At 58.9% G+C, this 23,179-nt stretch carries 18 protein-coding genes; 8 read left to right on the forward strand and 10 right to left on the reverse strand.

What is annotated here, in order from left to right; translation table 11 throughout:
- Positions 1-102: 102 nt before the first annotated feature.
- Entirely contained in the window at positions 103-1,491 is a 1,389-nt protein-coding gene (locus J7E24_RS16945; protein ID WP_215139304.1) for a UDP-N-acetylmuramate--L-alanine ligase, read from the reverse strand.
- A gap of 345 nt (positions 1,492-1,836) precedes the next feature.
- Between J7E24_RS16945 and dnaB the strand changes: the two genes are divergently transcribed.
- The 3 genes from dnaB (at position 1,837) to gyrB (ending at position 8,266) form a co-directional block, all read left to right on the forward strand.
- Positions 1,837-4,482, forward strand: coding sequence for a replicative DNA helicase (dnaB, locus tag J7E24_RS16950; protein ID WP_251047251.1), 2,646 nt, complete (start codon positions 1,837-1,839; stop codon positions 4,480-4,482).
- 285 nt (positions 4,483-4,767) lie between these two features.
- Positions 4,768-6,114, forward strand: coding sequence for a T9SS type A sorting domain-containing protein (locus tag J7E24_RS16955; RefSeq protein ID WP_215139305.1), 1,347 nt, complete (start codon positions 4,768-4,770; stop codon positions 6,112-6,114).
- Between the two features lie 163 nt (positions 6,115-6,277).
- Positions 6,278-8,266, forward strand: a complete 1,989-nt coding sequence (gyrB, locus tag J7E24_RS16960; RefSeq protein ID WP_215139306.1) for a DNA topoisomerase (ATP-hydrolyzing) subunit B — start codon at positions 6,278-6,280, stop codon at positions 8,264-8,266.
- A 203-nt stretch (positions 8,267-8,469) separates the two neighbouring features.
- On the opposite strand, the gene rsgA is transcribed toward gyrB, so the two are convergent.
- The 6 genes from rsgA to J7E24_RS16990 all read right to left on the reverse strand — a co-directional run bounded on the left by rsgA (position 8,470) and on the right by J7E24_RS16990 (position 14,562).
- Positions 8,470-9,396, reverse strand: coding sequence for a ribosome small subunit-dependent GTPase A (gene rsgA, locus J7E24_RS16965; protein WP_215139307.1), 927 nt, complete (start codon positions 9,394-9,396; stop codon positions 8,470-8,472).
- 190 nt (positions 9,397-9,586) lie between these two features.
- Complete coding sequence (locus J7E24_RS16970) at positions 9,587-10,837, reverse strand: 3-deoxy-D-manno-octulosonic acid transferase (RefSeq protein WP_215139308.1); 1,251 nt, start codon at positions 10,835-10,837, stop codon at positions 9,587-9,589.
- Positions 10,838-10,988: 151 nt separating this feature from the next.
- A complete protein-coding gene (locus J7E24_RS16975) occupies positions 10,989-11,627 on the reverse strand; it encodes a peroxiredoxin (protein WP_215139309.1) in 639 nt (212 codons plus the stop codon).
- Positions 11,628-11,765: 138 nt separating this feature from the next.
- Positions 11,766-12,254: a Fur family transcriptional regulator gene (locus J7E24_RS16980; RefSeq protein ID WP_215139310.1), complete on the reverse strand. Its 489-nt coding sequence runs from the start codon at positions 12,252-12,254 to the stop codon at positions 11,766-11,768.
- 114 nt (positions 12,255-12,368) lie between these two features.
- Positions 12,369-13,148, reverse strand: a complete 780-nt coding sequence (locus J7E24_RS16985) for an enoyl-CoA hydratase-related protein (protein WP_215139311.1) — start codon at positions 13,146-13,148, stop codon at positions 12,369-12,371.
- A 109-nt stretch (positions 13,149-13,257) separates the two neighbouring features.
- On the reverse strand, positions 13,258-14,562 hold the full coding sequence (locus J7E24_RS16990; protein ID WP_215139312.1) for an aspartate kinase: 1,305 nt from the start codon (positions 14,560-14,562) through the stop codon (positions 13,258-13,260).
- A 147-nt stretch (positions 14,563-14,709) separates the two neighbouring features.
- Between J7E24_RS16990 and fbp the strand changes: the two genes are divergently transcribed.
- Positions 14,710-15,732 (forward strand): class 1 fructose-bisphosphatase, encoded by a 1,023-nt coding sequence (gene fbp, locus J7E24_RS16995; RefSeq protein ID WP_215139313.1) that lies wholly within the window; start codon positions 14,710-14,712, stop codon positions 15,730-15,732.
- A 72-nt stretch (positions 15,733-15,804) separates the two neighbouring features.
- Here fbp and J7E24_RS17000 read toward each other — a convergent pair whose 3' ends face one another.
- The 3 genes from J7E24_RS17000 to yihA all read right to left on the reverse strand — a co-directional run bounded on the left by J7E24_RS17000 (position 15,805) and on the right by yihA (position 17,606).
- Positions 15,805-16,437, reverse strand: a complete 633-nt coding sequence (locus J7E24_RS17000; RefSeq protein ID WP_215139314.1) for a DUF5606 domain-containing protein — start codon at positions 16,435-16,437, stop codon at positions 15,805-15,807.
- Between the two features lie 66 nt (positions 16,438-16,503).
- Positions 16,504-16,839, reverse strand: coding sequence for an energy transducer TonB (locus J7E24_RS17005; protein WP_251047252.1), 336 nt, complete (start codon positions 16,837-16,839; stop codon positions 16,504-16,506).
- Positions 16,840-16,985: 146 nt separating this feature from the next.
- Positions 16,986-17,606: a ribosome biogenesis GTP-binding protein YihA/YsxC gene (gene yihA / locus J7E24_RS17010; RefSeq protein WP_215139320.1), complete on the reverse strand. Its 621-nt coding sequence runs from the start codon at positions 17,604-17,606 to the stop codon at positions 16,986-16,988.
- Between the two features lie 482 nt (positions 17,607-18,088).
- On the opposite strand from yihA, the gene J7E24_RS17015 reads away from it, so the two are divergent.
- The 4 genes from J7E24_RS17015 to J7E24_RS17030 all read left to right on the forward strand — a co-directional run bounded on the left by J7E24_RS17015 (position 18,089) and on the right by J7E24_RS17030 (position 22,905).
- The gene (locus tag J7E24_RS17015) at positions 18,089-20,314 is read left to right on the forward strand and encodes an OmpA family protein (RefSeq protein WP_251047253.1); all 2,226 of its coding nucleotides are present in this window, start codon (positions 18,089-18,091) and stop codon (positions 20,312-20,314) included.
- Positions 20,315-20,446: 132 nt separating this feature from the next.
- Positions 20,447-21,175 (forward strand): bifunctional demethylmenaquinone methyltransferase/2-methoxy-6-polyprenyl-1,4-benzoquinol methylase UbiE, encoded by a 729-nt coding sequence (ubiE, locus tag J7E24_RS17020; RefSeq protein ID WP_215139316.1) that lies wholly within the window; start codon positions 20,447-20,449, stop codon positions 21,173-21,175.
- Positions 21,124-21,972, forward strand: coding sequence for a porin family protein (locus tag J7E24_RS17025; RefSeq protein ID WP_215139317.1), 849 nt, complete (start codon positions 21,124-21,126; stop codon positions 21,970-21,972). Before ubiE ends, J7E24_RS17025 begins: the two co-directional genes overlap by 52 nt.
- Positions 21,973-22,158: 186 nt before the next feature.
- Positions 22,159-22,905 carry an SDR family NAD(P)-dependent oxidoreductase gene (locus tag J7E24_RS17030; RefSeq protein ID WP_215139318.1) on the forward strand — a complete coding sequence of 249 codons (747 nt, stop codon included), beginning with the start codon at positions 22,159-22,161 and terminating at the stop codon, positions 22,903-22,905.
- The last annotated feature ends 274 nt before the right edge of the window (positions 22,906-23,179 follow it).

A 23,179-nucleotide genomic window follows, 5' to 3' on the forward strand; every position in this document is an offset into this window, starting at 1 on the left:
TTAATTGAGAACAGTTCCTAGAATTTAGAAACTAGTACCCCCTCTCCTTTTTCGGAGAGGGGGCTAGGGGGTGAGGCGCCACCAAGGCGCGACGCCAAGGCTCTACCTCACCACCTGTTCGGCCAGCGCGGCCAGGTCCAGCCCGTCGAAGGTGCCCGACGACATCATCAGCAGGTTGGCGTTGGCCCAGTTCTGCTCGTGCAGGAACGTTGCCAGCTCCGCGCTGTCGGTAAACACGCGCAAATCGGGGCGCCGGAACGCGGCCTGCACCGCCTCGGGCGGCAGGGGCGGCAGGCGCTTGTGGCTTAGCACCTGCGGGTTGAAGTACACCACGGCCACATCGGGCGCATCGAAGGTGTGGGCGTACTGGGGCAGAAACTCGGGGTTGAGCGAGCTGAAGGTGTGCAGCTCCAGGCAGGCCACCAGTCGCCGCTGCGGGAACTGCTTTTTAAAGGCCGTGGCCGTGGCCTTCAGCTTGCTGGGGGCGTGGGCAAAGTCCTTGTACACCACCGAGCCTGCGCCCTCGCGCACCAGTTCCAGCCGCCGCGCCGCGCCCCTAAACGAGCCCAGCGCCTCATAAAACTCCTTGCCCTTAATGCCCAGCTGCTTGCACACTTCCTTGGCCGCCGAAATGTTGCGCAGGTTGTGCTCCCCGAATATCTTCACCGGCACCTGCTCGTCCTTTTTCGTCACCAGAAACGTCTGGCCGTCGCGTACCACATTCTCGTGGGGGCCGTAGCCGATGTACTTCACGTCGGGGCTGGTAGGCACGGTTACCAGCTGGGTCTGCTCGTCGTCGCGGTCATAAATAAGTACGCCGGCCTTGGGCGTCATCTCCGCGAAAATCTTGAACTGCTCGCGGTAGATTTCCTCGGTGGCAAACACGTTGATGTGGTCCCAGCTGATGCCCGAAATCACGCCGATGTGGTGCTGATACAGGTGAAACTTGGGCCGCCGGTCGATGGGGGAGGCCAGGTACTCATCCCCCTCGATGATGATGATGGGCGCATCGTCGGTGAGCTGCACCATCAGTTCGAACCCCTCCAGCTGAGCGCCCACGGCATAGTCGAATTGGCGGCCGTGGTAGCGCAGCACATGCAGAATAAGCGAGGTAATGCTGGTTTTGCCGTGCGAGCCCCCAATCACGATGCGCTGCTTATCCTTCGAGGCCTCGTAGATAAACTCCGGAAACGAGTACACCCGCAGGCCCAGCTCCTGGGCCCGCAGCAGCTCGGGGTTATCGGCCCGGGCGTGCATGCCCACAATCACGGCATCGAGGTCGGCCGTAATTTTGTCTGCAAACCAGCCTTCAGTTTCGGGCAGCAGCCCGGCCGCCGCCAGCCGGCCTTTGGCAGGCTCAAAAATTTCGTCGTCGGAGCCCGTTACGTGGGCCCCGCGCCGGTGCAGGGCCAGCGCCAGGTTGTGCATAATGCTGCCGCCGGTGGCAATCAGGTGCAGGCGGTGCAGCGAAGAGGGAGCAGCAGAAGTCATAAGGCAGTAGGAGTGAGGGCGGCAAAGGTAGCGGTTTGGGGTTGTTGAGGGGCCGCAGAACTTCGCAGAACGTCATTCAGAGCGCAGCGAAGAATCTCGCGTGGTGTCCCTGTCCGGTTGTCGTTCAACGAACCCGAGCGAGATTCTTCGCTGCGCTCTGAATGACGTTCTGCGAAGTTCTGCAGTCCCCAAAAGAAACCTTTGGCCCCGTTCCCGGATTGTAAGGCCCAGCCGTTAGCTTTGTAGCCCTTTGGCCGAACAGCGGCGCGGCGCCGGGAAACCGGCCGCGAAAATACCCGTCGCGAAACTCGTCCGGTGTGCTTACCTTGTAGTGTATTTTTTTAAATGAACGACCGGATGGATGACCGCCTCAAGCAAGCAGGTTCGAGGGCTAAAGCTGCCTGGAACAGCCGCCCGGCCCACTTGCCCGTAGGCGGGCCGGCGGGCAAGCTGCCGCCCCAGGCGCTGGAGCTGGAGGCCGCCGTGCTGGGCGCACTCATGCTCGAAAAGGACGCCCTGACCACGGTTATCGACATCCTTAAGCCCCAGAGCTTTTACAAGGACGGCCACCAGCGCATCTTCAAGGCCATCCTGAATTTGTTTGACAAGTCGGAGCCGATTGACATTCTCACCGTCACGCACGAGCTGCGCGAAATGGGCGAGCTGGAGGCAGCCGGCGGCACGCACTACGTGGCCCAGCTCACGTTCAAGGTCAACTCGGCGGCCAACATTGAGTACCACTCCCGCATCATCACCGAAAACGCCATCAAGCGGGAGCTCATCAACATTGCCAGCACCATTCAGCGCGACGCCTTCGAGGATACCACCGACGTCTTCAACCTGCTCGACTCCACCGAGCAGGCCCTGTTCGAGGTGTCGGAGTCGAACATCCGCAAGAACTTCGACGACATGCGCAGCCTGATGGGCAAGGCCATCAAGGAGCTCGAAGAAAAAAAGGACCAGAAGGATGGCCTCACCGGCGTACCCTCCGGCTTCTCGGCCCTCGACCGCGTAACCAGCGGCTGGCAACCATCTGACCTGGTGATTATTGCGGCGCGGCCGGGCATGGGCAAGTGTCTGGGCAAAGGCACCAAAGTGCTCATGTTCGACGGCACACTGCGCAACGTAGAGGACGTGCGGGAAGGCGAGCTGCTGATGGGCGACGACTCGACCCCGCGCCGGGTGCTGAATATTGCCCGGGGCCGCGAGAATATGTACTGGGTGCGCCAGAACAAGGGCGAAGCCTACCGCGTCAACGAAAGCCACATCCTCTCGCTCAAGCGCAGCCGCAACGAGGGCCCCCACCGCCACGGCGACGTGCTCAATATTGAGGTGCGCGACTGGTTGCAGAAAAGCCCCAAGTTCCGCTCGAACTACAAGGGCTACAAGGTGCCCGTCGAGTACGCGGCGCAGGAGCTGCCCCTGGCCCCGTACTTCCTGGGCCTGTGGCTGGGCGACGGTGCCTCCGGCAACTGCCGCATCACGGGCCAGGACCCGGAGATTATCAGCTACCTGCACGAGTACGCTGCCACGCTTGACATGCAGGTGACGGTAGGCGAAGTGGCGGACCGCTGCAACAGCTACGGCATCACCCGCGGCCGGCAGGGCGGCAGCCTCGCCCAATATTCGGTGCAGGATGAGCTGCGACAGCTGGATCTGCTCGGCAACAAGCACATTCCACAGGCCTATCTAAGCAACAGTCGTGAAAACCGCCTGCAGCTGCTGGCCGGTCTCATCGACTCCGACGGCCACCTCGACCCACTAAGCAACGGCTACGAAATCACCCAGAAAAACCAGCGCCTGGCCCGGCAAATCAAGTTTCTGGCCGACTCGTTGGGCTTCCGTACCTCACTGAAAAAAAAGCGCGCCACTATCAGCCGCATCGGCTACGAGAGTGAGGTGTACCGCGTCCGCATCTACGGCGACATTACGTGCGTACCGGTGCGCGTGGCCCGCAAAAAGGCCCAGCCCTGGGCCTCGGTAGTCGATTGGCGCATGACGGGCATTTCGGTCGAGTTCGATAAGGAAGACGATTACTACGGCTTCAGCATCGACGGCAACCGGCTGTTTCTGCTGGCCGACTGCACCGTGACCCACAACACGGCCTTCGTGGTGTCGGCCATGCGCAATGCGGCCGTCGAGTTCAAGAAGCCGGTGGCCATCTTCTCGCTCGAAATGTCGTCGCTGCAGCTCGTGAATCGTCTGATTTCGGCCGAGGCAGAGCTGGATTCTGAGAAAATCAAGAAGGGCAACCTCGCCGACCACGAGTGGGCCCAGCTCAACCATAAGATTTCCAACCTCTCGTCGGCCCCCATTTACATCGACGATACGCCCGGCCTCAGCATCCGGGAGCTGCGCACCAAATGCCGCCGCCTGAAAGCCCACCACGATATTTCGATGATTATCATCGACTATCTGCAGCTGATGACCGGTAACACCGACGGCAAGGGCGGGGGCAACCGGGAGCAGGAAATTGCCTCCATCTCGCGGGCCCTGAAAGGTATTGCCAAGGAGCTGAACGTGCCCGTGCTGGCCCTTTCGCAGCTTTCGCGCTCGGTGGAAACCCGCGGCGGCGACAAGAAGCCCCAGCTTAGCGACCTGCGCGAATCGGGCTCCATCGAGCAGGACGCCGACATGGTGATTTTCCTGTACCGCCCCGAGTACTACAAAATCACGGAGGACGAGATGGGCAACCCCACCCAGGGCACGGGCGAGGTGATTATTGCCAAGCACCGGAATGGCTCACTGGAAACCGTGCAGCTTAAGTTCATCGGTAAGTTCACCAAATTCGCCGACCTCGACGGCGGCGGCGGCTTCGACGATGGCGGCTTCAACCCCAGCGCCTTCCCCAGCAGCACCTTCGACGACGACCAGTCCGGCGGATTCGCGCCCAACACCATCCGGCTGGGCTCGCGCATCAACAACGACTCGCCGCCACCGGCCCAGCCCTTCCCGCGCAGCAACTTCGACGACGGCCCGCCGCCGTTTTAAAAGAAGACATCGAACTGCTCTGGTGCTTCCGGACATCTTATTACAATTCCTGCCAAAACCCCACACGCCCGCTGCTACAGTGGGCGTGTGCATTTTAGCGGGGTAGAGCCGGCACACAGCAAGGCCAGACGATGGCAGAAGCAGCCGGTAATCAGCTGATGATTTCGTGCAAATAAAACTATATTGAAGCCCAGTCTGGCATACGCTATTTGCCAGGCAAGCGGCCCGATCCGGAAATTGCCCCTTCTGAAAACGTCACTTTATTCCACCTTTTTTTCTTGCTATATGAAAACAGTTGTACAAATCGTTGCCGGTTTATTGCTGACTACTGCCACTGCACAAGCCCAGTGGGTAACCCAGCCGTTCAACTTCGCGCAGCCCCAGGCCGCTGCCGCCTACACCGACGCTGTGGATGCCAATACGGCCTGGGCTATGTCGAGCGGGCTGTTGGCAGAGGATGTGCGCACCAACCAGGTTGCCCTCACTACCAATGGGGGGCAAAACTGGGTAATAAAGCAGGTGACGGGCATCGGTAGCTCCGAAACGCTTACCAGTATATCGGCTATTAGCGCCACCACTGCGTGGGTTACTACTTTCCGCACCTCTTCCGGCGGCGGCCGGGTGTTTAAGACCACCGACGGCGGCGCTACCTGGGTAGTGCAGTCCACGGCTGCCATGTTCAGTGAGGCCGACAGCTACCCCAATTCGGTGTACTTCTTCGATGCCAGCAATGGCATGGTAATGGGCGACGTAGATGGGCGCAACGGCGGGGGTCTGGAAATTTATTACACCTCTAACGGCGGCGCCACCTGGGCGCGCTCGGCCAACGTGCCTACCGGTACCGACGGCGAATTTGGCACCTACTTCCCCGTTGCGGCGGTTGGCAATTCCCTCTGGTTTCCCAACAACGAAGGCGACATCTTTCGCTCGAAAGACCGGGGCGTAACCTGGCAGGTGGCCAAGCAGGTAGGCGACGAAGATAACCCGGTGGGTAGCATTGCCTTCCGTGATGAGCTGAACGGACTGGCAGTGGTGCCCTCCTTTGACGATACAGAACACGAACTCTTCAGCAGTGCCGATGGTGGCGCTACCTGGACGCGCCTGACCTACACCGGCCCGCTACACAGTTTTGGCCTGGTTCGGGTACCGGGCAACGGCAACTACCTGTCGGTGGGCCTCGACCTGGGCAACGGCGACCAGGGCTCGTCGTACAGCCAGGACAACGGCAAAACCTGGATCCGGCTGGAAAGCACGATTGACCACCTGTTTGTAGATGCCGCCAGCCCAACCGCTGTCTGGAGCGGGCACATCTCGGCCAACGGAACGGGGGTAAATAAGCTCACCAGCGCGGTGCTGAGCAACCGGGGCGCTACGCTGGTGCTTGGTGCCAGCCTCAGCCCCAACCCCAGCACCAACGGGCAGTTCCGGGTGCAGTGGCCCGCCGCAGCCCATACTGGGTCGGCTACACTCACGGTATTCGATGTGCTGGGCCGGCAGGTGCAGCGTCGGACCCTCGATGTTACGCGCGGAACCAGTACTACGCTCGATCTGAGCGGCGAAAAATCCGGGGTGTATCAGGTACGGCTGGAGTCGGGCAGTGGCGTAAGTCAGCTGCGGGCGCAGGTGCAGTAGCACGAGTGCCGAGTCAATAAAAAAAGCCTGGTTCCCGGCCTCGGGAGCCAGGCTTTTTTGGGCCCTCTGCTACCGCACGAAACCGGCCCGTAAGCTGGCAAAAACCGGATTTTTTCGGTATCTTTGCCTACTTACGCACTTCGCGCTGAACCCCCTCTGACACATGAGCGAAACAACTGAAAAAGTAGCCCCTGCCGAGTATTCGGCCAATAGCATTCAGGTACTCGAAGGGCTCGAAGCCGTGCGCAAACGCCCGTCGATGTACATCGGCGACACCGGCATCAAGGGCCTGCACCATCTGGTGTGGGAAGTGGTCGATAATTCCATCGACGAAGCCCTGGCCGGCCACTGCGACACGATCCACGTTACCATCAACGAAAACAACTCTATCACTGTCCGCGACAACGGCCGCGGCATCCCCGTCGATTTCCACGAGAAAGAAGGCCGCTCGGCCCTTGAGGTGGTAATGACGGTGCTGCACGCCGGTGGCAAGTTCGATAAGGACTCCTACAAAGTATCGGGTGGCCTGCATGGCGTGGGCGTGAGCTGCGTGAATGCCCTCAGCCAGGACTTGAAAGTAACCGTGCGCCGCAACGGTAAAATGTACGAGCAGGAGTATAAAATCGGCATTCCACAGTATCCGGTAAAGGAAATCGGAACAACCGATGAGCACGGTACTCAGGTGGAGTTTCTGCCCGATGCCAGCATCTTCTCCGAGCACGTGTACAAGTACGCCACTATTGCCGGCCGCCTGCGCGAGCTTTCGTACCTGAACAGCGGTATCCGCATTACGCTTACCGACCGCCGTGAGCCCGGCGAAAACGGCGCCGAGTTCCGGGGCGAGGAGTTTTTCTCGACGGGCGGCCTGGCCGAGTTCGTGCAGTACCTCGACGGCACGGAGCGCCACGCCCTGATGCCGGCCCCAATCCACGTCATCAGCGAGAAAGGCAGTACGCCGGTAGAAGTGGCGCTGCAGTACAACGATTCGTACCAGGAGAACATCTTCTCCTACGTCAACAACATCAACACCCACGAGGGTGGCACGCACGTAGCCGGCTTCCGCTCGGCCCTCACGCGCACGCTCAAAGCCTACGCCGACAAGTCGGGCAAGCTGGAGAAGGCCAAGGTGGAAATTTCGGGCGAGGACTTCCGCGAAGGCCTGACAGCCGTTATTTCGGTGAAGGTGCAGGAGCCTCAGTTTGAGGGCCAGACTAAAACCAAGCTGGGCAACAACGAGGTAAACGGCGCGGTAAACACCGTAGTGGGCGAAATTCTGGCGCAGTACCTGGAGGAGAATCCCAAGGAAGCCGGCATCATCGTCGAGAAGGTGATACTGGCGGCCAAGGCTCGTATTGCCGCCCGCAAGGCCCGCGAAATGGTACAGCGCAAGTCGGTGCTCGGCTCCACGTCGCTGCCCGGCAAGCTGGCCGACTGCTCCGAGTCGGACCCCGAAATCTGCGAAATCTATCTGGTAGAAGGCGACTCGGCTGGCGGTACTGCCAAGCAGGGCCGTAACCGCGCCTTCCAGGCCATTCTGCCGTTGCGGGGTAAAATCCTCAACGTGGAGAAGGCCCAGGAGCACCGCATTCTGGAAAACGAAGAAATCCGGAACATGATTACGGCGCTGGGCGTGAGCTTCGGCGTGGCCGCCGACCCGGAAAACGGCATTGAGGCCGATTCCAAGGCGCTCAACATTAAAAAGCTGCGCTACCACAAGGTCATCATCATGACCGACGCCGACATCGACGGCTCGCATATCCGGACGCTGATCCTGACGTTCTTCTTCCGCTATATGCGCGAGCTAGTTGATTTGGGCTACATCTATATCGCGCTGCCGCCGCTTTACCTCGTGAAGAAGGGCAAGGAAGAGCGCTACTGCTGGACCGAAGAGGAGCGCATGGCTGCCCAGGAAGAAATGGGCCGCGGCAAGCCCGAATCGGTGAATGTGCAGCGCTACAAGGGTCTGGGTGAGATGAATGCCGAGCAGCTCTGGAGCACTACCATGCAGCCCTCCACCCGTTCGCTCAAGCAGGTAACCGTCGATTCGGCGGCCGAAGCCGACCACCTGTTTTCGATGCTGATGGGCGATGAGGTAGCGCCGCGCCGCGACTTCATCGAAAAGAACGCCAAGTATGCCAAGATTGACGTGTAGTTTTTAGCTGTTAGCTGAGAGCTGTCAGCTTTCGTTCTGGAAGTTTATAGCAAAGAGCGCCAACCCACAATGGGTTGGCGCTCTTTGTTAAGGTGTTGTATAGTAGAACGAGTAGGGGCGGGGCTTGTCCCCGCCCGCCGTCCGCACCCTAGTAACGATTCCGTTTAACGGCGGGCGGGGACAAGCCCCGCACCCTGCTCGTTCTATTTCCGGTTGTCTTCGGCTTGCTGCATGCTTACGTAGCTGTCGTAGCGGGGGAGGGCAATGCGGCCCTGGTCGACGGCTTCGCGCACGGCGCAGCCGGGCTCGTGCAGGTGCTGGCAGTTGTGGTAGCGGCACTGGCCCAGCAGGGCGCGCATTTCGGGGAAGTAGTGGGCCAACTCGCCGGCTTTCATATCCACGAGGCCCAACTCCTTGATGCCGGGCGTGTCGATGAGGTAAGTGCCGGGGCGCACTTCGAGCATTTCGGCGTAGGTGGTGGTGTGCACGCCCTTATCGGAGAACTGGCTGATTTCGGCCGTTTTTAGGTCGAGGTCGGGTACGAGGGCATTAATAAGCGTGCTTTTGCCTACGCCCGAATGGCCCGAAAGCAACGACACTTTCCCATCAAGCAGGGCATCAACATCGGCCACGCCTTCGCCGGTGTGGGCCGAGCAGCGCAGGCCCGGGTAGCCCAGGCGCTCATACAACTGCTGAATCTGGCCCTGGTAGTCGTTCATGTCGTCGTCGTAGAGGTCGGTTTTGTTGAAGATCAGCGTAGTGGAAATGTGGTAGGCCTCGGCCGTCACCAGAAACCGGTCGATGAAGCCGAACGAAGTGGCCGGCGAGGCCAGCGTGACTACCAGCAGCGCCTGGTCGAGGTTGGCGGCCACAATGTGGGCATGCTCGGTTTTGTGCACCGAGCGGCGGATGATGTAGTTGCGGCGCGGCGCAATATGCTGAATGACGCCGGCTCCTTCGGCTTGCTCTTCTACTGTAAACTCCACCTCGTCGCCCACGGCCAGCGGGTTGCTCACCTTCAGGCCCTGGTTCTTAAACTTGCCGCGTAGCCGACAGTGGTGAAACAGCCCGGTGCTGATTTCGCGCACCACGTACCACGAGCCGGTTGATCTGACAATGATTCCGGTCATGGCCGGAGCGTTATTGAGGTGGTCATACAGATGTATTTAACGAGTGCCGGTTGTGGTAGTGTACAGTAAGCTGCTGATGCCGCCAGCCCCCAGACAGAGCCAGAACGCAAAGACAGGTCAGGTTGGATTGCCTGCGCCCACGGGTTTGCTGTACGCGTTGGGCGTACGGTTGTGGCCGGAGTCACTGCCTTTATTTCATACGCTCAGCCTGCACCCAAGCCATGATTTTGCTGGTGGCACCGCTGTGGTCGTGTACGTAATCGAGGCTTAGATCCTGAACCTGCAGGCGGGCTTCTTCGCGGTAGTACAGCAGCCCAAACGCTTTAAGCAGTTCATCGGAGGAGCTTATGGGGAAAGCGCAGCCCAGTTCTACTAAGTCCTGCGCTTCCTGAAACTTATGATAGGTGGGGCCAAACAGCAGCGGTAGGCCGAACGCAGCAGCTTCGAGCGTGTTGTGCAAGCCTTTGCCAAACGCCCCGCCCACATAGGCGAAATGGCCAAACCGGTACAGGGAACTCAGCATTCCTACATTGTCGATGAGCAGCAGCCGGGCATCGGCTACGGTAGCTGCTTGGGCCTGGGAGTAGCGCACTACCTGGCCGGGCAGCGCGGCCTCCACCCGGCGCAGGGTGGTTTCGTTTACCTCATGGGGAGCCACAATAAAGCGCAGCTCCTGCTGGTACTGCTGCAGCAGGGGCGTAAGCACGGCTATGTCTTCGGCCCAGCTGCTGCCCACAATCAGCACCGGGCACCAGTCGTCGGTGAAGGCTTCAACCAGAGGCAGGTGGCGGGGCGGGGCCGAGGCCCTACGCACTACGGTATCGAAGCGGGTGTCGCCGGCCACGCTCACTCTCGTCAGGCCGGCACCGCGCAACAGCTCGGCCGAGGCTTGGTTCTGGGTGAAGATGTGCGTGAATAAGCCCAGAATACGGCGGAAAAAACCACCCCAGGGCTGAAAAAACACCTGTTCGGGCCGGAAAATGGCCGACACGCAGATGGTCGGAATAGCCCGGCGCTGCAGCTCACGCAGAAAGTAGTACCAGAACTCGTACTTCACGAATACGGCCAGCCGGGGCTGCACCGCATCCAGAAAAGCCCGGGCATTGGCGCTCGTATCGAGCGGCAGGTAAAACACGTAATCGGCCCCGGGCCAGTTGTGGCGCACTTCGTAGCCCGAGGGCGAAAAGAAGGTGAGCACCAGCTTATGGTCAGGATATTCGATCCGGTAGGCTTCCATGAGCGGGCGACCCTGCTCAAACTCGCCCAGCGAAGCACAATGAAACCACACCAATGGCGCCTTTTCCTGGCGCAACTGCCCTTGTATGCGGCCCAGCAGCCCATGCCGCCCGGCCGTCCAGGCGGCGGCCTTGGGCACAAAGGGGCTCAGCAGCCGCAGCAGCAGCGCATACAAACGCAGACCAAAAGAATATAACAGCCGCAAGACGAAGCGAAAGGAAGCGAAGGCAAATAGGCCGGCACGAAGCCGCCCGCCACAAAAGTACGCCCTTCGCCTCATTATAAAGCAAAAAGCCCCCACCCAACCGGATGAAGGCTTTTTGCGCACAAGCGAACAACGTCCGCTTTCTGATTTACTAGTGGGCGGCCTGCTTGCCGAGGTAGCTGGCTACGCCCTCGCGGGTGGCCTGCATGCCCTCTTTGCCTTCCTCCCAGTTGGCGGGGCAAACTTCCCCCTTTTCCTCGAAGTACTGCAGGGCATCTACCATGCGCATGGCTTCGTCGATGCTGCGGCCCAGCGGGCCATCGTTTACTACCTGGTGGCGCACGATGCCGTCCTTATCAATCAGGAACAGGCCGCGGTAGGCCATGGGCGAGCCGATGAAGGTCATTTCACCGGCTTCGTTGTAATCGTAGTGGCCGCCCAGCACGTCGTAGTTGGAGGCAATGGTTTTGGTGGCGTCGGCTACCAGCGGGTAGGTTACGCCCTCGATGCCGCCGTTGTCGCGGGGTGTTTGCAACCAGGCAAAGTGCGAGAAGTGCGTATCGGTCGAGCAGCCTACAATGGCTACGCCCTTGGCCTCAAAATCGGCCAGCCGCTCTTCGAAAGCAATGATTTCGGTGGGACAAACGAAAGTGAAGTCGGCGGGGTAGAAATAGAAAATGACATGCTTCTTACCCAAATACCGGTCGAGAGAGAAATCCTCCTCGAATTCGCCATCAATAACGGCGGTGGCTTTGAAAGAAGGAGCGCGTTTACCAACAAGAACTGCCATGTGTTTTAAAACTTAAAATTAATTGTGAAACATCAACAAACCGGACCGGTAGGCCCGTAAACTGACCACCACCCGAAGCCGGGCGGCGGATCAGAAAAAATATCGTTTAAAAATTCCTGCGCTGGTGCCAGCCGTTCGTCAGGAAGGAGGCTGGTTGGACGGACCGGCCGCGGGCAAATCGGCTACGCGGTTGCCCGTTACGTGCAGAGAGAAGGAGTGAGGCTGAAAGCCGGGCAATCCTTTGTCAGCAAAAAAGCCCCGAATGAGCTCGTCCAGCTGTGGGTCGCAGTAATCGATGATTTCCTGCGTATCGGCGCAAACCAAGTGATGATGCTCGGTACAATCGGCGTCGTAGCGGCGGCGCGAACCCTCGGCGGAAGCCACCCGGCGCGTAAGGCCCGCCAACACGAATGAGTCGAGTGCCTTGTACACCGTCCCCAGCGACACCGACGACAGCTGCTCGGTTACCCGTTGGTGCACCTGCTCGGCAGTAGGGTGGCCCGGCAACACCAGCAGACTTTCCAGAATCAGTAGCCGCTGGCGAGTGGCCCGCAGGCCAGCATCGGCCAGCTGCTGCTGCAGCTGCTCAGGTGAGGGAGCAATATGGTGGGAATGATGCGTGTGCACAGGTAAGAATGATTCTCCGCAAAGATAAGGCTATAAGCGTTGCGAAAGAAAAAATGTTTCATTTGGAGCGTTGTGGGGAGGAATAACAGCATATTCCTCCCCACAGCCTGCCAGTTAGCGTCCTTTAAATTCGGCCGGGCGCTTCTCTACGAAGGCAGCCATGCCCTCTTTCTGGTCTTCGGAGGCGAAGGTCATGTAAAAGTTCTTGCGCTCGAAATGCAGGCCCTCATCCAGGTGGGTTTCAAAGGCGCGATTTACTGACTCCTTGGCCAGCCGGGCCGCTACCGGCGACATGTTGGCGATGCAGGCCGCCAGCCGGAAGGCTTCTTCCAGGTATTGGCCCACGGGCACTACCCGGTTCACGAGGCCGTGGCGGGCAGCCTCCTCAGCCCCCATCGGCTCGCCGGTAAGTACCATCTCCATGGCCCGGGCCTTGCCAATGGCGCGGGTGAGGCGCTGGGTGCCGCCCGCACCCGGCATGGTGCCAATGCGAATTTCGGGCTGCCCGAATTTGGCCGTTTCCGAAGCCACAATCATGTCGCAGGTCATGGCCAGCTCGCAGCCGCCACCCAGCGCAAACCCCGACACGGCCGCTAGCAGCGGCTTGGTGGTGCGCCGAATCTGGTCCCAGATGCTGAACTGGTCAATCAGCAGCATATCGATGGCTGTGCGGCCGGCCATCTGTTTGATGTCGGCGCCGGCGGCAAACGCCCGCTCGTTGCCCGCCAGCACAATCACGCGCACCTCGGGGTCTTGGTCGAGCTCTTTAAGGGCGGCGGCCACTTCCTGCATAAGCTGCAGGTTAAGGGCATTCAGCTCCTTGGGCCGGTTGAGTTGGATGAGGGCCACCCGGGGCCGCGCCTGGGGCGTTACGAGAATGAATTCGGGAGTCATAGGAAGTAGAAAACGTGGGGGAGAAATAAAGATACTGTGATGCTGAGTGAAGCGAAGCACCTATTCGGCAGCTAATGGCAGGCACCAGCTGCCGAATAGGTGCTTCGCTTCACTCAGCATGACGAGTGGTTTCGCTGTTAGCCCGAACCTCGCTCCGGCACACAAACTGAAACGTTTGGCGGGTGCGCTGCTCCAGCAGCAGCTCGCGGCCGGCCGTGAGGCGCTGCAGGCTGGGAGTATCGTAGTTTTTAATGGTGTACAGCTCTAAGCCGGTGTTGTAATGGATGGTGAACTGGTCGCGCAGCCGGGCCAGCAGTTGTTCGAGGCGGGCAGGCAGAAAATCGGTACACACCGAGAAGCTGATGGCCGAGTTCTGCATGAGCCTGATTTTGAGCCGCACCTGCGCCAGCACCCCGAAAATCACCTCCAGATTTTCCTCCGAAATAAAATCCAGCTCCTTCGATTCAAAGGAAATCAGGCACTGGTCGGCTTTGCGGATAAAGGCCGGCACCAGCAGCCCGTGGCGGCAGTCGTGGATGCGGGTGCCCTCGGCCGTGGGGTCGAGAAACGACTTCACCAGCAGCGGAATGCCGCGCACGGCCAGTGGTTTGATGGTTTTGGGGTGAATGACCGAAGCTCCGTAGTAGGCCATTTCAATGGTTTCCTGGTAGCTGATTTCGGGGTAACGCACCGTATTGGCGAAAATTTTCGGGTCGGCATTCAGCAAGCCAGCTACGTCTTTCCAGATGGTAACCGACCCGGCTCCCAGACAGTAGGCCAGAATAGCGGCCGTAAAATCGGACCCCTCGCGGCCCAGCGTGGTGGTAAGGCCGCCGGTTGTGCCGCCTACAAAGCCCTGGGTTACTACCGGCGGGCCCTGCACCAGCGCTGCCAGGGGCAGGGCGGCCCGCAGCGCGGCTTCGGTGGCGGCCCAGTCGAGGCGGCCCTCACGCCAGGTTTCGTCGGTACGGATATGGGGGCGACAGTCGAGCCAGCGCGCGCCCAGAAACGCGGCCACAATGCGCGTGGAAAGCAATTCGCCGTAACTAACGACCTGGTCGTAATGGCGGTCGAAGTCGGCGGTAGCTACCGAAGCGGCGGCGGACAGGTGCGTTGCAAGCGTAGTAAATAGCTCCTGCAACAGCTCATCGGCGGGTAGTTGCAGCTCGGTGGCCACACCCATATGGAAGTCGCGCAGGGCGGCTAGTTGGGTGGCATAGGGCTGGCCCGTGTGCGCCAGCTGCAGCAGCGCCTCCAGGGCGTTGGTGGTTTTGCCCATGGCCGATACCACTATTACCAGCGGGCCCGGCCGGCCGTGTTCAGCCACAATGTGGCCCAGGTTGCGCAGGGCGGCGGCATCCTTCACCGAGGCCCCGCCAAATTTGTAAACTTTCAGCTGACTCAACTCGTGCATGGCCCAAATGTAGGGCCGGCGCGCGGCTTCGTCCCGACCCGGCCCACCAATGCTGCCTCGAAAACCGGAGCGAAGATTCGCTTTGGCCGGCCCGAATTGGTTACTTTTGAGCTTTCCCCCTCGAAACTAATCTTCCCACATCTTCTAATGGACAATCACGACAAGCTCGCGCTGCCCGTCGGCACCACCCTCGACCGCTTCATCATGCGCAAGCAGGAAGATTTCCCCTACGCTACCGGCGAGCTGAGCCAGCTACTGCGCGATATTGCGTTGGCGGCCAAAATCGTCAACCGCGAAATCAACCGCTCCGGCCTTATCGATATTGCCGGCGCTTACGGCAACCGCAACGTGCAGGGCGAAGACCAGCAGAAGCTCGACGTTATTGCCAACATCCGCTTCATCCGGGCCCTGCGCAACGGGGGCGAAGTCTGTACCATCATTTCGGAAGAGGATGAGGACATGATCCAGACCGGCAATGTGCAGGGCAAGTACGTGGTGGCCATCGACCCACTCGACGGCTCCAGCAACATCGATGTAAACGTAAGCATCGGTACTATATTCAGCATCTACCGTCGCGTATCGCCCACCGGCAGCGAGGGCACGGCCCAAGACTGCCTGCAGACCGGCACCCACCAGGCCGCGGCCGGCTACGTTATTTACGGCTCCAGCACCATGCTGGTGTACACCACCGGCAACGGCGTGAACGGCTTCACCTACGAGCCCAGCCTGGGCGAGTTCTTCCTGTCGCACCCCAACATCCAGACGCCCACTACGGGCAAGGTGTACTCGGTAAACGAGGGCTCGTCGGAGTACTTCTCGGAAGGCATGAAAAACTATGTGTCCTACTGCAAAGAGGAAGGATACTCGGCGCGCTACATTGGCTCGTTGGTTGCCGATTTTCACCGCAACCTGCTCAAGGGCGGTATCTATATGTACCCGGGCACGAGCAAGGTGCCCAACGGTAAGCTGCGGCTTATGTACGAGTGCAACCCGCTGGCTTTCATCGTCGAGCAGGCCGGTGGTAAGTCGAGCAACGGCCGCCGCCGCACTCTGGAACTGGAGCCCACCGAAACGCACGCACGGTGCCCGGTATTCATTGGCTCAACCGAAATGGTGGACAAGGTAGAGGAGTTCCTGGCCGCCGAGGTTTTGCAGGACGAGGCAAAATAAACGAATCATACCCCACAAAAAAGCGCCGGCAACCCATTGGGCTGCCGGCGCTTTTTTGTGGTGCCAAGTGGCTTACTCGTCCTTCTTCTTGGCAGCCGCTTTTTTGGCGGGCTTGGCTACCGCGGCCTCGGGGTTGCCGGGAGCCGTGTCGGACTCGGGGGCGGCAATAATACCAGCCGTGCTCATGGCCTCACCGGCAGCGGGCTCCGCCAGTTTCTTGGTCGCCGCTTTCTTTTTAGGCTTCGGGGCCTCATCCGTAGTGGCAGCCGCTGGCGCCGCCTCTTCCGAGACTTCGTCCTCGGTGGCCGGGGCCTGGTACTCAAGGCGCTGGCTGACGATGTTATACCACTGCACCAGCTTTTTGATGTCGGACAGGTACACCCGCTCACGGTCGTAATCCGGAATGATGCCTTCCATGAACGACACCAGTTCCTGGTCGTTCGACTTATTGCTCAGGCCCAGATCGGCGCCGTGCTGCTGATGAATCCGGTCGAATACCTCCGTCAGGGGCACCGTCTGGTCGTAATCCTGGGTATAAATGGAAATCTCCTGGAGCAGCGACACCTTGTTCTGGGCGGCGGCTACCGAGCGGCTACCCTTGTCGTTGAGGGCTTCGATGATAACGCCGGCGCGGGTAGGGCGAACAAGGCGGTACAGACCGGGCATCCCGCTGATGGCAGCAATTTCCTTCAGGTCGTAGGGCATAGCAAAAAAAGCAGTGGTTGAAGAGGCGAAGGTACGCAACGCCTGCGAACGAGGCTTTACCGCTGGTTACAGCTTGAACGTGATGGGCAGACTAGTCAGAACAGCGTAGTCAGGCTTATTGAACTTAAGCAGCCGCACCAGCCGTAGCGCCTCATCACCGCAACCGCCGCCAATCTGCTTCACCAGCTTGATGCCCGAAAGCGTGCCATCGGTATTGAGCGTGAAGCTGACAATGCATTGGCCCTGAATACGGTTGCGCCGGGCCATCACCGGGTACTTGAGTTCTTGCTTGATAAAGGCATACATAGCCTCCTGGCCACCTTCATAATACTCCGCCACCGGAATGGTTTTGCCCGACGGAGCCGCTTCGGTAGCAGGAGCAGGGCTGGCCGTCTGGGCCATAGCAGGGGCGGCCGGAAGGGCCAGCAGGCACCCAAGCCCAAGGAGATAAAAAGCGTTATTCATCTTCAAATGAAACGTGATGAGATTGAAAAAGAAAGAGTTGTCGCGAACTTGGACGGTTAGTATACTACAAGAACGAGGCCAGCTTAGGCGTCAGCTCCTGCCTGGGCCGCTAGTTGCTGGTTGGTGTCGGCAATAAAGCCCAACAATTCTTCCCGGCCCATCTTGTCCTCGGCCGAGGTAACAAAGTATGGCGGCAGCTCGTCCCAGGTTTCCTGCATTTTTTCCAGGTACTGCACCACGTTCTGGCTGGTGCGCGACGACGACTGCTTATCGGCTTTGGTGAACACCATTACAAAGGGTACGCCTTCGGTGCCGAGCTGCTCCATGAACTCCAGGTCGACGGCCTGCGGGGTGTGGCGCGAGTCGAGCAACACCATTACGCAGGTCAGATTGGGCCGGTGGCGCAGGTAGAAGTTGATCATGCGGGCCCACTTGGCCCGGGCATCCTTGCTGATACGGGCATAGCCATAGCCCGGCAAATCGACCAGGTACCACGCCTCATTGATCAAAAAGTGGTTGATAAGCTGGGTTTTACCGGGCTGCGACGAGGTTTTGGCCAACCCTTTCTGGTTGGTAAGCATATTGATGAGCGACGACTTGCCCACGTTCGAGCGGCCAATAAAGGCGTACTCGGGCATTGTGGGAGCAGGGCAGTCTTCGGCCCGCGAATTGCTTGTTAAAAATCTGGCGTCCTGAATAAGCATCTGGGGCAATTAATTGGAAAGGCAAAGGTAAATATTCCAGATGGGCTGGAAAGGATCATCATTTTTTGAAGAAAAACCTTGCAGTCTACAAGGCTGCTCTATATTTGCACATTCGTCGGCTTCTGAAACCGGGATAAAAGTTCCCCGTTAGAAGCGGTATATAAGCCTGAATTGCCCGATTCCGGTGGAATAGGATAGCACCAAGGCTGTATAATAAAATATCTATCTTTGCCCGCTTAACAGGCTTCCTGTTGGTTGGCAGAGTGAAACAAAACGACAAAAGGCAGTTTCCAGCCCCTGGGTTTCGTTTTTTTTGCCTGCTTTGCCAACTCTGTAATTAAATTTCAGTAATAGGAGGCAACCCCTAAATTACCTCTGCGTAATTGGCGGTCGATACTCTCTCGCTTGCAACCCCTCGTTTCCCTAACCCCTCCTCAATGGACAACTTAGTCAGAAGGTTATTAAAAGCCTCGTGTGCTGTCATGCTCACGACCGCAATGGCCCAGCCTGCCCTGGCTCAAAGCACCCGTCAGCAACTGAAAACGGCCAATAAGTTTTTCGGCCAGGAAAACTACCGCGCTTCGCTGCCTTACTATGAGCAGGTGCTGGCCAAAGACCCCAACAACGCCCAGGCGCTGTTCCGGGCGGGTATTGCCTACATGTCCTTTGATAAGGAGAAAGCCAGTGACTATATCTACAAGGCGCAGCGTTTGAAGAAGAACGTAGCCAAGGACGTAGAGTACTGGCTGGGTCGGGTTGACCACCTGAACTACAACTTCGACGAAGCCATAGCGCACTTCCAGGCGTACAACGCGACGCTCAAGACCAAAGACACCCGTAAGCGCGAGTTGGCACAGCTGATTCAGCACAGCAAGAACGCCAAGGTGCAGTTCAACAGCCCCAGAGACATCTTCGTGAAGAACCTGGGTCCGACTATCAACACGCAGTGGTCGGAGCACAGCCCCGTAATCTCGGCCGATGATAAAGTGCTGCTCTTCACCTCGCGCTCCGATAACATGAGCGGCGCCCCGGTGGTGAATGCCGACGGCAAATCGACGGATAGCAAGAAGCTGGCCGCCGACGGACAGTACTACGAGAACATCTATGAGGCCCGCCGCATCGATGATGAGAACTGGGACAAGCCCCGCTCGCTGAGCGGCGTACTCAACGGCAAGGGCCACGATGCCTCGATCCAGGTGTTCGATAACGACACCAAGCTGCTCATGTACCGCAACGATGAGAATGGCGACATTCTGTACGCGGAGAAAAGCGGTGCTGACTGGACTGAGCCCAAGCGCCTGAACAAGAACATCAACACGTCGGCTTTCGAGTCGGACGCATATATCACGCCCGACGGCCTGACGATTTATTTCTCGACGGCCAAGTATTCGGAAGATGGTACGCTCGATATATACTTCTCGACGCGCGTACCCGGTGGTGACTGGGGCCCGGCTAAGACGATTGGTAACGCCATCAATACGCCTTACGACGACGACAGCCCGTACCTGAGCCGCGACGGCAAGACGATGTACTTCTCCTCGCGGGGCCACAATACCATGGGCGGCTACGACATCTTCAAGTCGGAGTACGACTCCATCGGCCGCAAGTGGGGCCGGCCCGAAAACATGGGCTACCCCATCAACACGCCCGATGATGATACCTACTACCGTCTGAGCCCCGATGGCTCGTACGCCTACCTGTCGTCGTACCGGATTGGCGGTTACGGAGAGAAGGACATCTACACCATCAACTACATTAAGAACGCGACCATCCGGGGCCGCGTGCTGGCCATGCAGGACAGCAGCGCTATTCCGGGTGCCGAACTGGTGTTCAGCGGAACTCAGGCTGACAAAACGGCCCTGAGCTACCGCGACATCAGCAAGCCGCTGACCGGCGAGTACCAGGTGAGCGTGCTTTCGGGCCGGACCTACCAGGTGGCCGTGAGCAAGGATGGCAAGAACATCGAAACGCAGGAGTTTGCCGTTCCGATTTCAACCAACGACTCGACCGTAGTTGAAAAGGACTTCTATGTTAACTACATCGATACGACGGTGACCAATATGGCCAACATCAACCCGATCTACTTCGACACCGACAAGTACACGCTGCGTCCTGAGTCGATTGTGGAGCTGAACAAGGTGAGCGCGTTGCTGGCCGCCAACCCCGGCATCAACATCTCGATTGAAGGCAACACCGACTCGCGTAACACCGATGAGTACAACATTGTGCTCGGCCAGAACCGTGCGAACGTAGCCTACAACTACCTCAAAAAAGCCGGTATTGCTGAAACCCGCATGGTAACCGTGAGCTACGGTGAGCGTCGTCCGGTAGCCCCCAACGATTCGCCGGAGAACATGCAGCTTAACCGCCGCACCGACTTCCGTGTGATTGTGAAAGAAGGCGAAGGCATGCCGAACATGAACCGTCCGGCTCCGGCTCCTGCTCCTTCGGGCGGCACCGGTACCGGCAACAACATGGGCATGGGCACTACGCCAACCGTACCACTGCAGCCCGGCAAAAGCAAGGTGAAGCTGGAAGACGGTACCAAGGTGAAAACCAAGGTAGACGAGGACAGCGACAAGGTGAAGGTGAAAACCAAGGGTCCTGACGACGAGAAGAGCAAAACCGTAACCAAGGAAGGTACCATTGATGCCAAGGCCAAAGACGCCGAAGGCAACAAGGTTAAAGTGAAGACCGACAACGACTAACCGACGGCTTCACGAATGAAACGGGCGGGCCGGGCATATAGCCCGGCCCGCTTTTTTTTAACATAATGGGGTAAAAGCCGTTGTAATGAGGCAATTTTGCCCGCCCTTCTGCCGTTCCTTGCTCCAAGAGCCATGTCTGTAGTACCGTATAAAGATGACGCCGCCGACAAAAAGTCGCAGGTTGCCCAGATGTTCAACAGCATTGCCGGCAAATACGACTTCCTCAACCACTTTCTGAGTGCGGGCACCGATATTTATTGGCGCCGCAAAGCCGTAAATGAGTTGCGGCAGTTGCGGCCGGCCCGCATCCTCGATATTGCCACCGGTACAGCCGATTTCGCCATCGAAACGCTGCGCGCCGCCACTCCCGATGCGCAGATAACGGGCGTGGATATTTCGGAAGGAATGCTGGATGTTGGTCGCCGCAAGCTGGCCTCCAAGGGCCTGGGCCACCGCATCCGGCTGGAACTGGGCGACTCGGAGAACCTGCCCTATGAAGACAATTCGTTTGATGCGGTAACGGCCTCGTTTGGGGTGCGCAACTTCGCCAACCTGGAGCGCGGCCTGACCGAAATGCGCCGGGTACTGCGGCCGGGCGGAAAACTGGTGGTACTGGAGTTTTCCAAGCCCACGGCTTTCCCCATGAAGCAGGCCTACAACTTCTATTTCAAGAACATTCTACCGGTTTTCGGTAAGCTCATCTCCAAAGACCGCGCCGCCTACACCTACCTGCCCGAGTCAGTGCAGGCTTTCCCGGATGGCCCGGATTTTTTGGCAATCCTTCGCAAAGTTGGCTTCAACTCTCCCGTATGGCAACCCCTTACCTTCGGCATCAGCTCCATCTACACGGCGCAAAAGTAGTGCGCTACACATTGCTGGCGGCGGCTGTGCTGGCTTTGCCGCTAAGTGTAGCGGCTCAGAAAACGAGCCGTAGCCGGGCCAGTATCGGCCGGAACGGCCAGGTAAAATCGGTTACGACCGACAACCTGCTGGGCTACGACGACCGGTCGTTGCACCTGGGCCTGTACGTGGCCCCCAACTTCTCGCGCTACCTGATCGAGCATTCTCCGGGCGACCCTAGCAAAGGTATACAGGCCTATCCTAAAGAAGGCGCATCGGCCAATTCGATAATCAGTCCGGGCTTTTCGGTGGGCTTTCTGGGCGAGTTGCGGCTGGGCGAATACGGCGCCCTCACCTTCGCGCCCGGTGTAAGCTTTCTGACCCGCCGCGTCGAGTTTAAAAACCAGAGCTACGCGCAGGACGCCACGCGCTACCCCAACGACCCCAAGGAAATAGAAGATCAGGAAATCGGGAGTACACAGCTTGACTTCCCGCTGCTGTTCAAGCTCAAGTCGCAGCGGCGGCGCAATGCCCGCGTGTATTTGATTGCGGGTGTGAAGCCGAGCCTGAACATGGGCGGACGTCGCAAAGACCCCGAGGTGAACCTGTTGCAGGCAGCTGATTCGGACTTTGCCATCGAGTACGGCGTAGGCCTCGACCTGTTTTACCCATTCTTCAAGTTCTCGCCCGAGCTACGCTTCTCCAATGGCCTGAAAAACCTGTACGTGCCCAGCACCAACGATGTATACAGCCGCAGCCTTCAGAGCATGAAAAGCAATACGGTTACGCTGTACCTCAATATCTGGTCGGGGCGTTAGGACATTGATACAAACAAGAACGTCATGCTGAGCTTGCCGAAGCATCTCTACCGCTTCGCCTGTACAGGTCAACGAAATGGTAAAGATGCTTCGGCAAGCTCAGCATGACGTTCTTATTCGAGTTATACCTGGATTATACTTCTTGCTTCCGAATCCTTCCACTGCTACCTCCAAGCTTCCTTCAGAATGAAAACGGCATTTATTACCGGCGCTTCGTCGGGTATTGGGCGGGCAACAGCAGTGGCGCTGGGTCGCGCTGGCTTCAAGCTGGTGCTGACGGGCCGGCGACTGGAACGGCTGCAGGAGCTGGCCCACGAGCTGGCCGATGTACCCACCCACCTGCTCACGTTCGATGTGCGCGACCGGGTCGCCGTGGAAGCCGCTGTAGCCGGTTTGCCCGCCGAATTTGCCGACGTGGACGTGCTCATCAACAATGCCGGCAATGCCCATGGGCTGGCCCCCATTCAGCAAGGCGACCCCGCCGACTGGGATGCCATGCTTGACGGCAACGTGAAGGGGCTGCTGTATGTGAGCCGGGCCGTGCTACCGGCCATGACGCGCCGCAACACCGGCTATATCATCAACATCGGGTCCATTGCGGGGCACGAAACCTACGCCAACGGCAATGTGTACTGTGCTTCTAAAGCAGCCGTAGCGGCCCTTACCAAAGGTATGCGCCTCGATTTGTTGCCCCATCATATTCGGGTAGCCGAGGTAAACCCGGGGGCCGTGGAAACCGAGTTTTCGGAGGTGCGCTTTAAAGGCGACACCCAGCGTGCCGCCGGTGTATACCAGGGCTACGAGGCGCTGCGGGCCGAAGACGTGGCCGATCTGCTGGCCTTTATGGTGACGCGCCCGGCCCACGTTAATATTGCAGAAGTCCTGATTCTGCCCGCTGCCCAGGGCGCTGCCACGGTTATCCGGAAGCAATAGAGTTTTCGCTAACCTGTGCTGCGGCGGGCGGTGTAGGGGCGAGGCTTGTCTCCGCCCGCCGTTGAACGATTACCGTTGATGCGGCGCGAATGGCGGGCGGGGGGAAGCCCCGCCCCTACAGCGTGCTGATACCGGTTCTGGGCCCCACGCTATGCGCCGTAACGGTTTTGGTATATTTGCGGCTGTTCTACCCACTTCCCTGCCTCGCCCAATACAAACCGTTATTTTCGTTATGGACGGCGTTCTCGTCGATACCGAGCCCGTCCACCGCGAT

It is taken from the genome of Hymenobacter sp. ISL-91 (assembly GCF_018613725.1).
Classification (GTDB): Bacteria; Bacteroidota; Bacteroidia; order Cytophagales; family Hymenobacteraceae; genus Hymenobacter.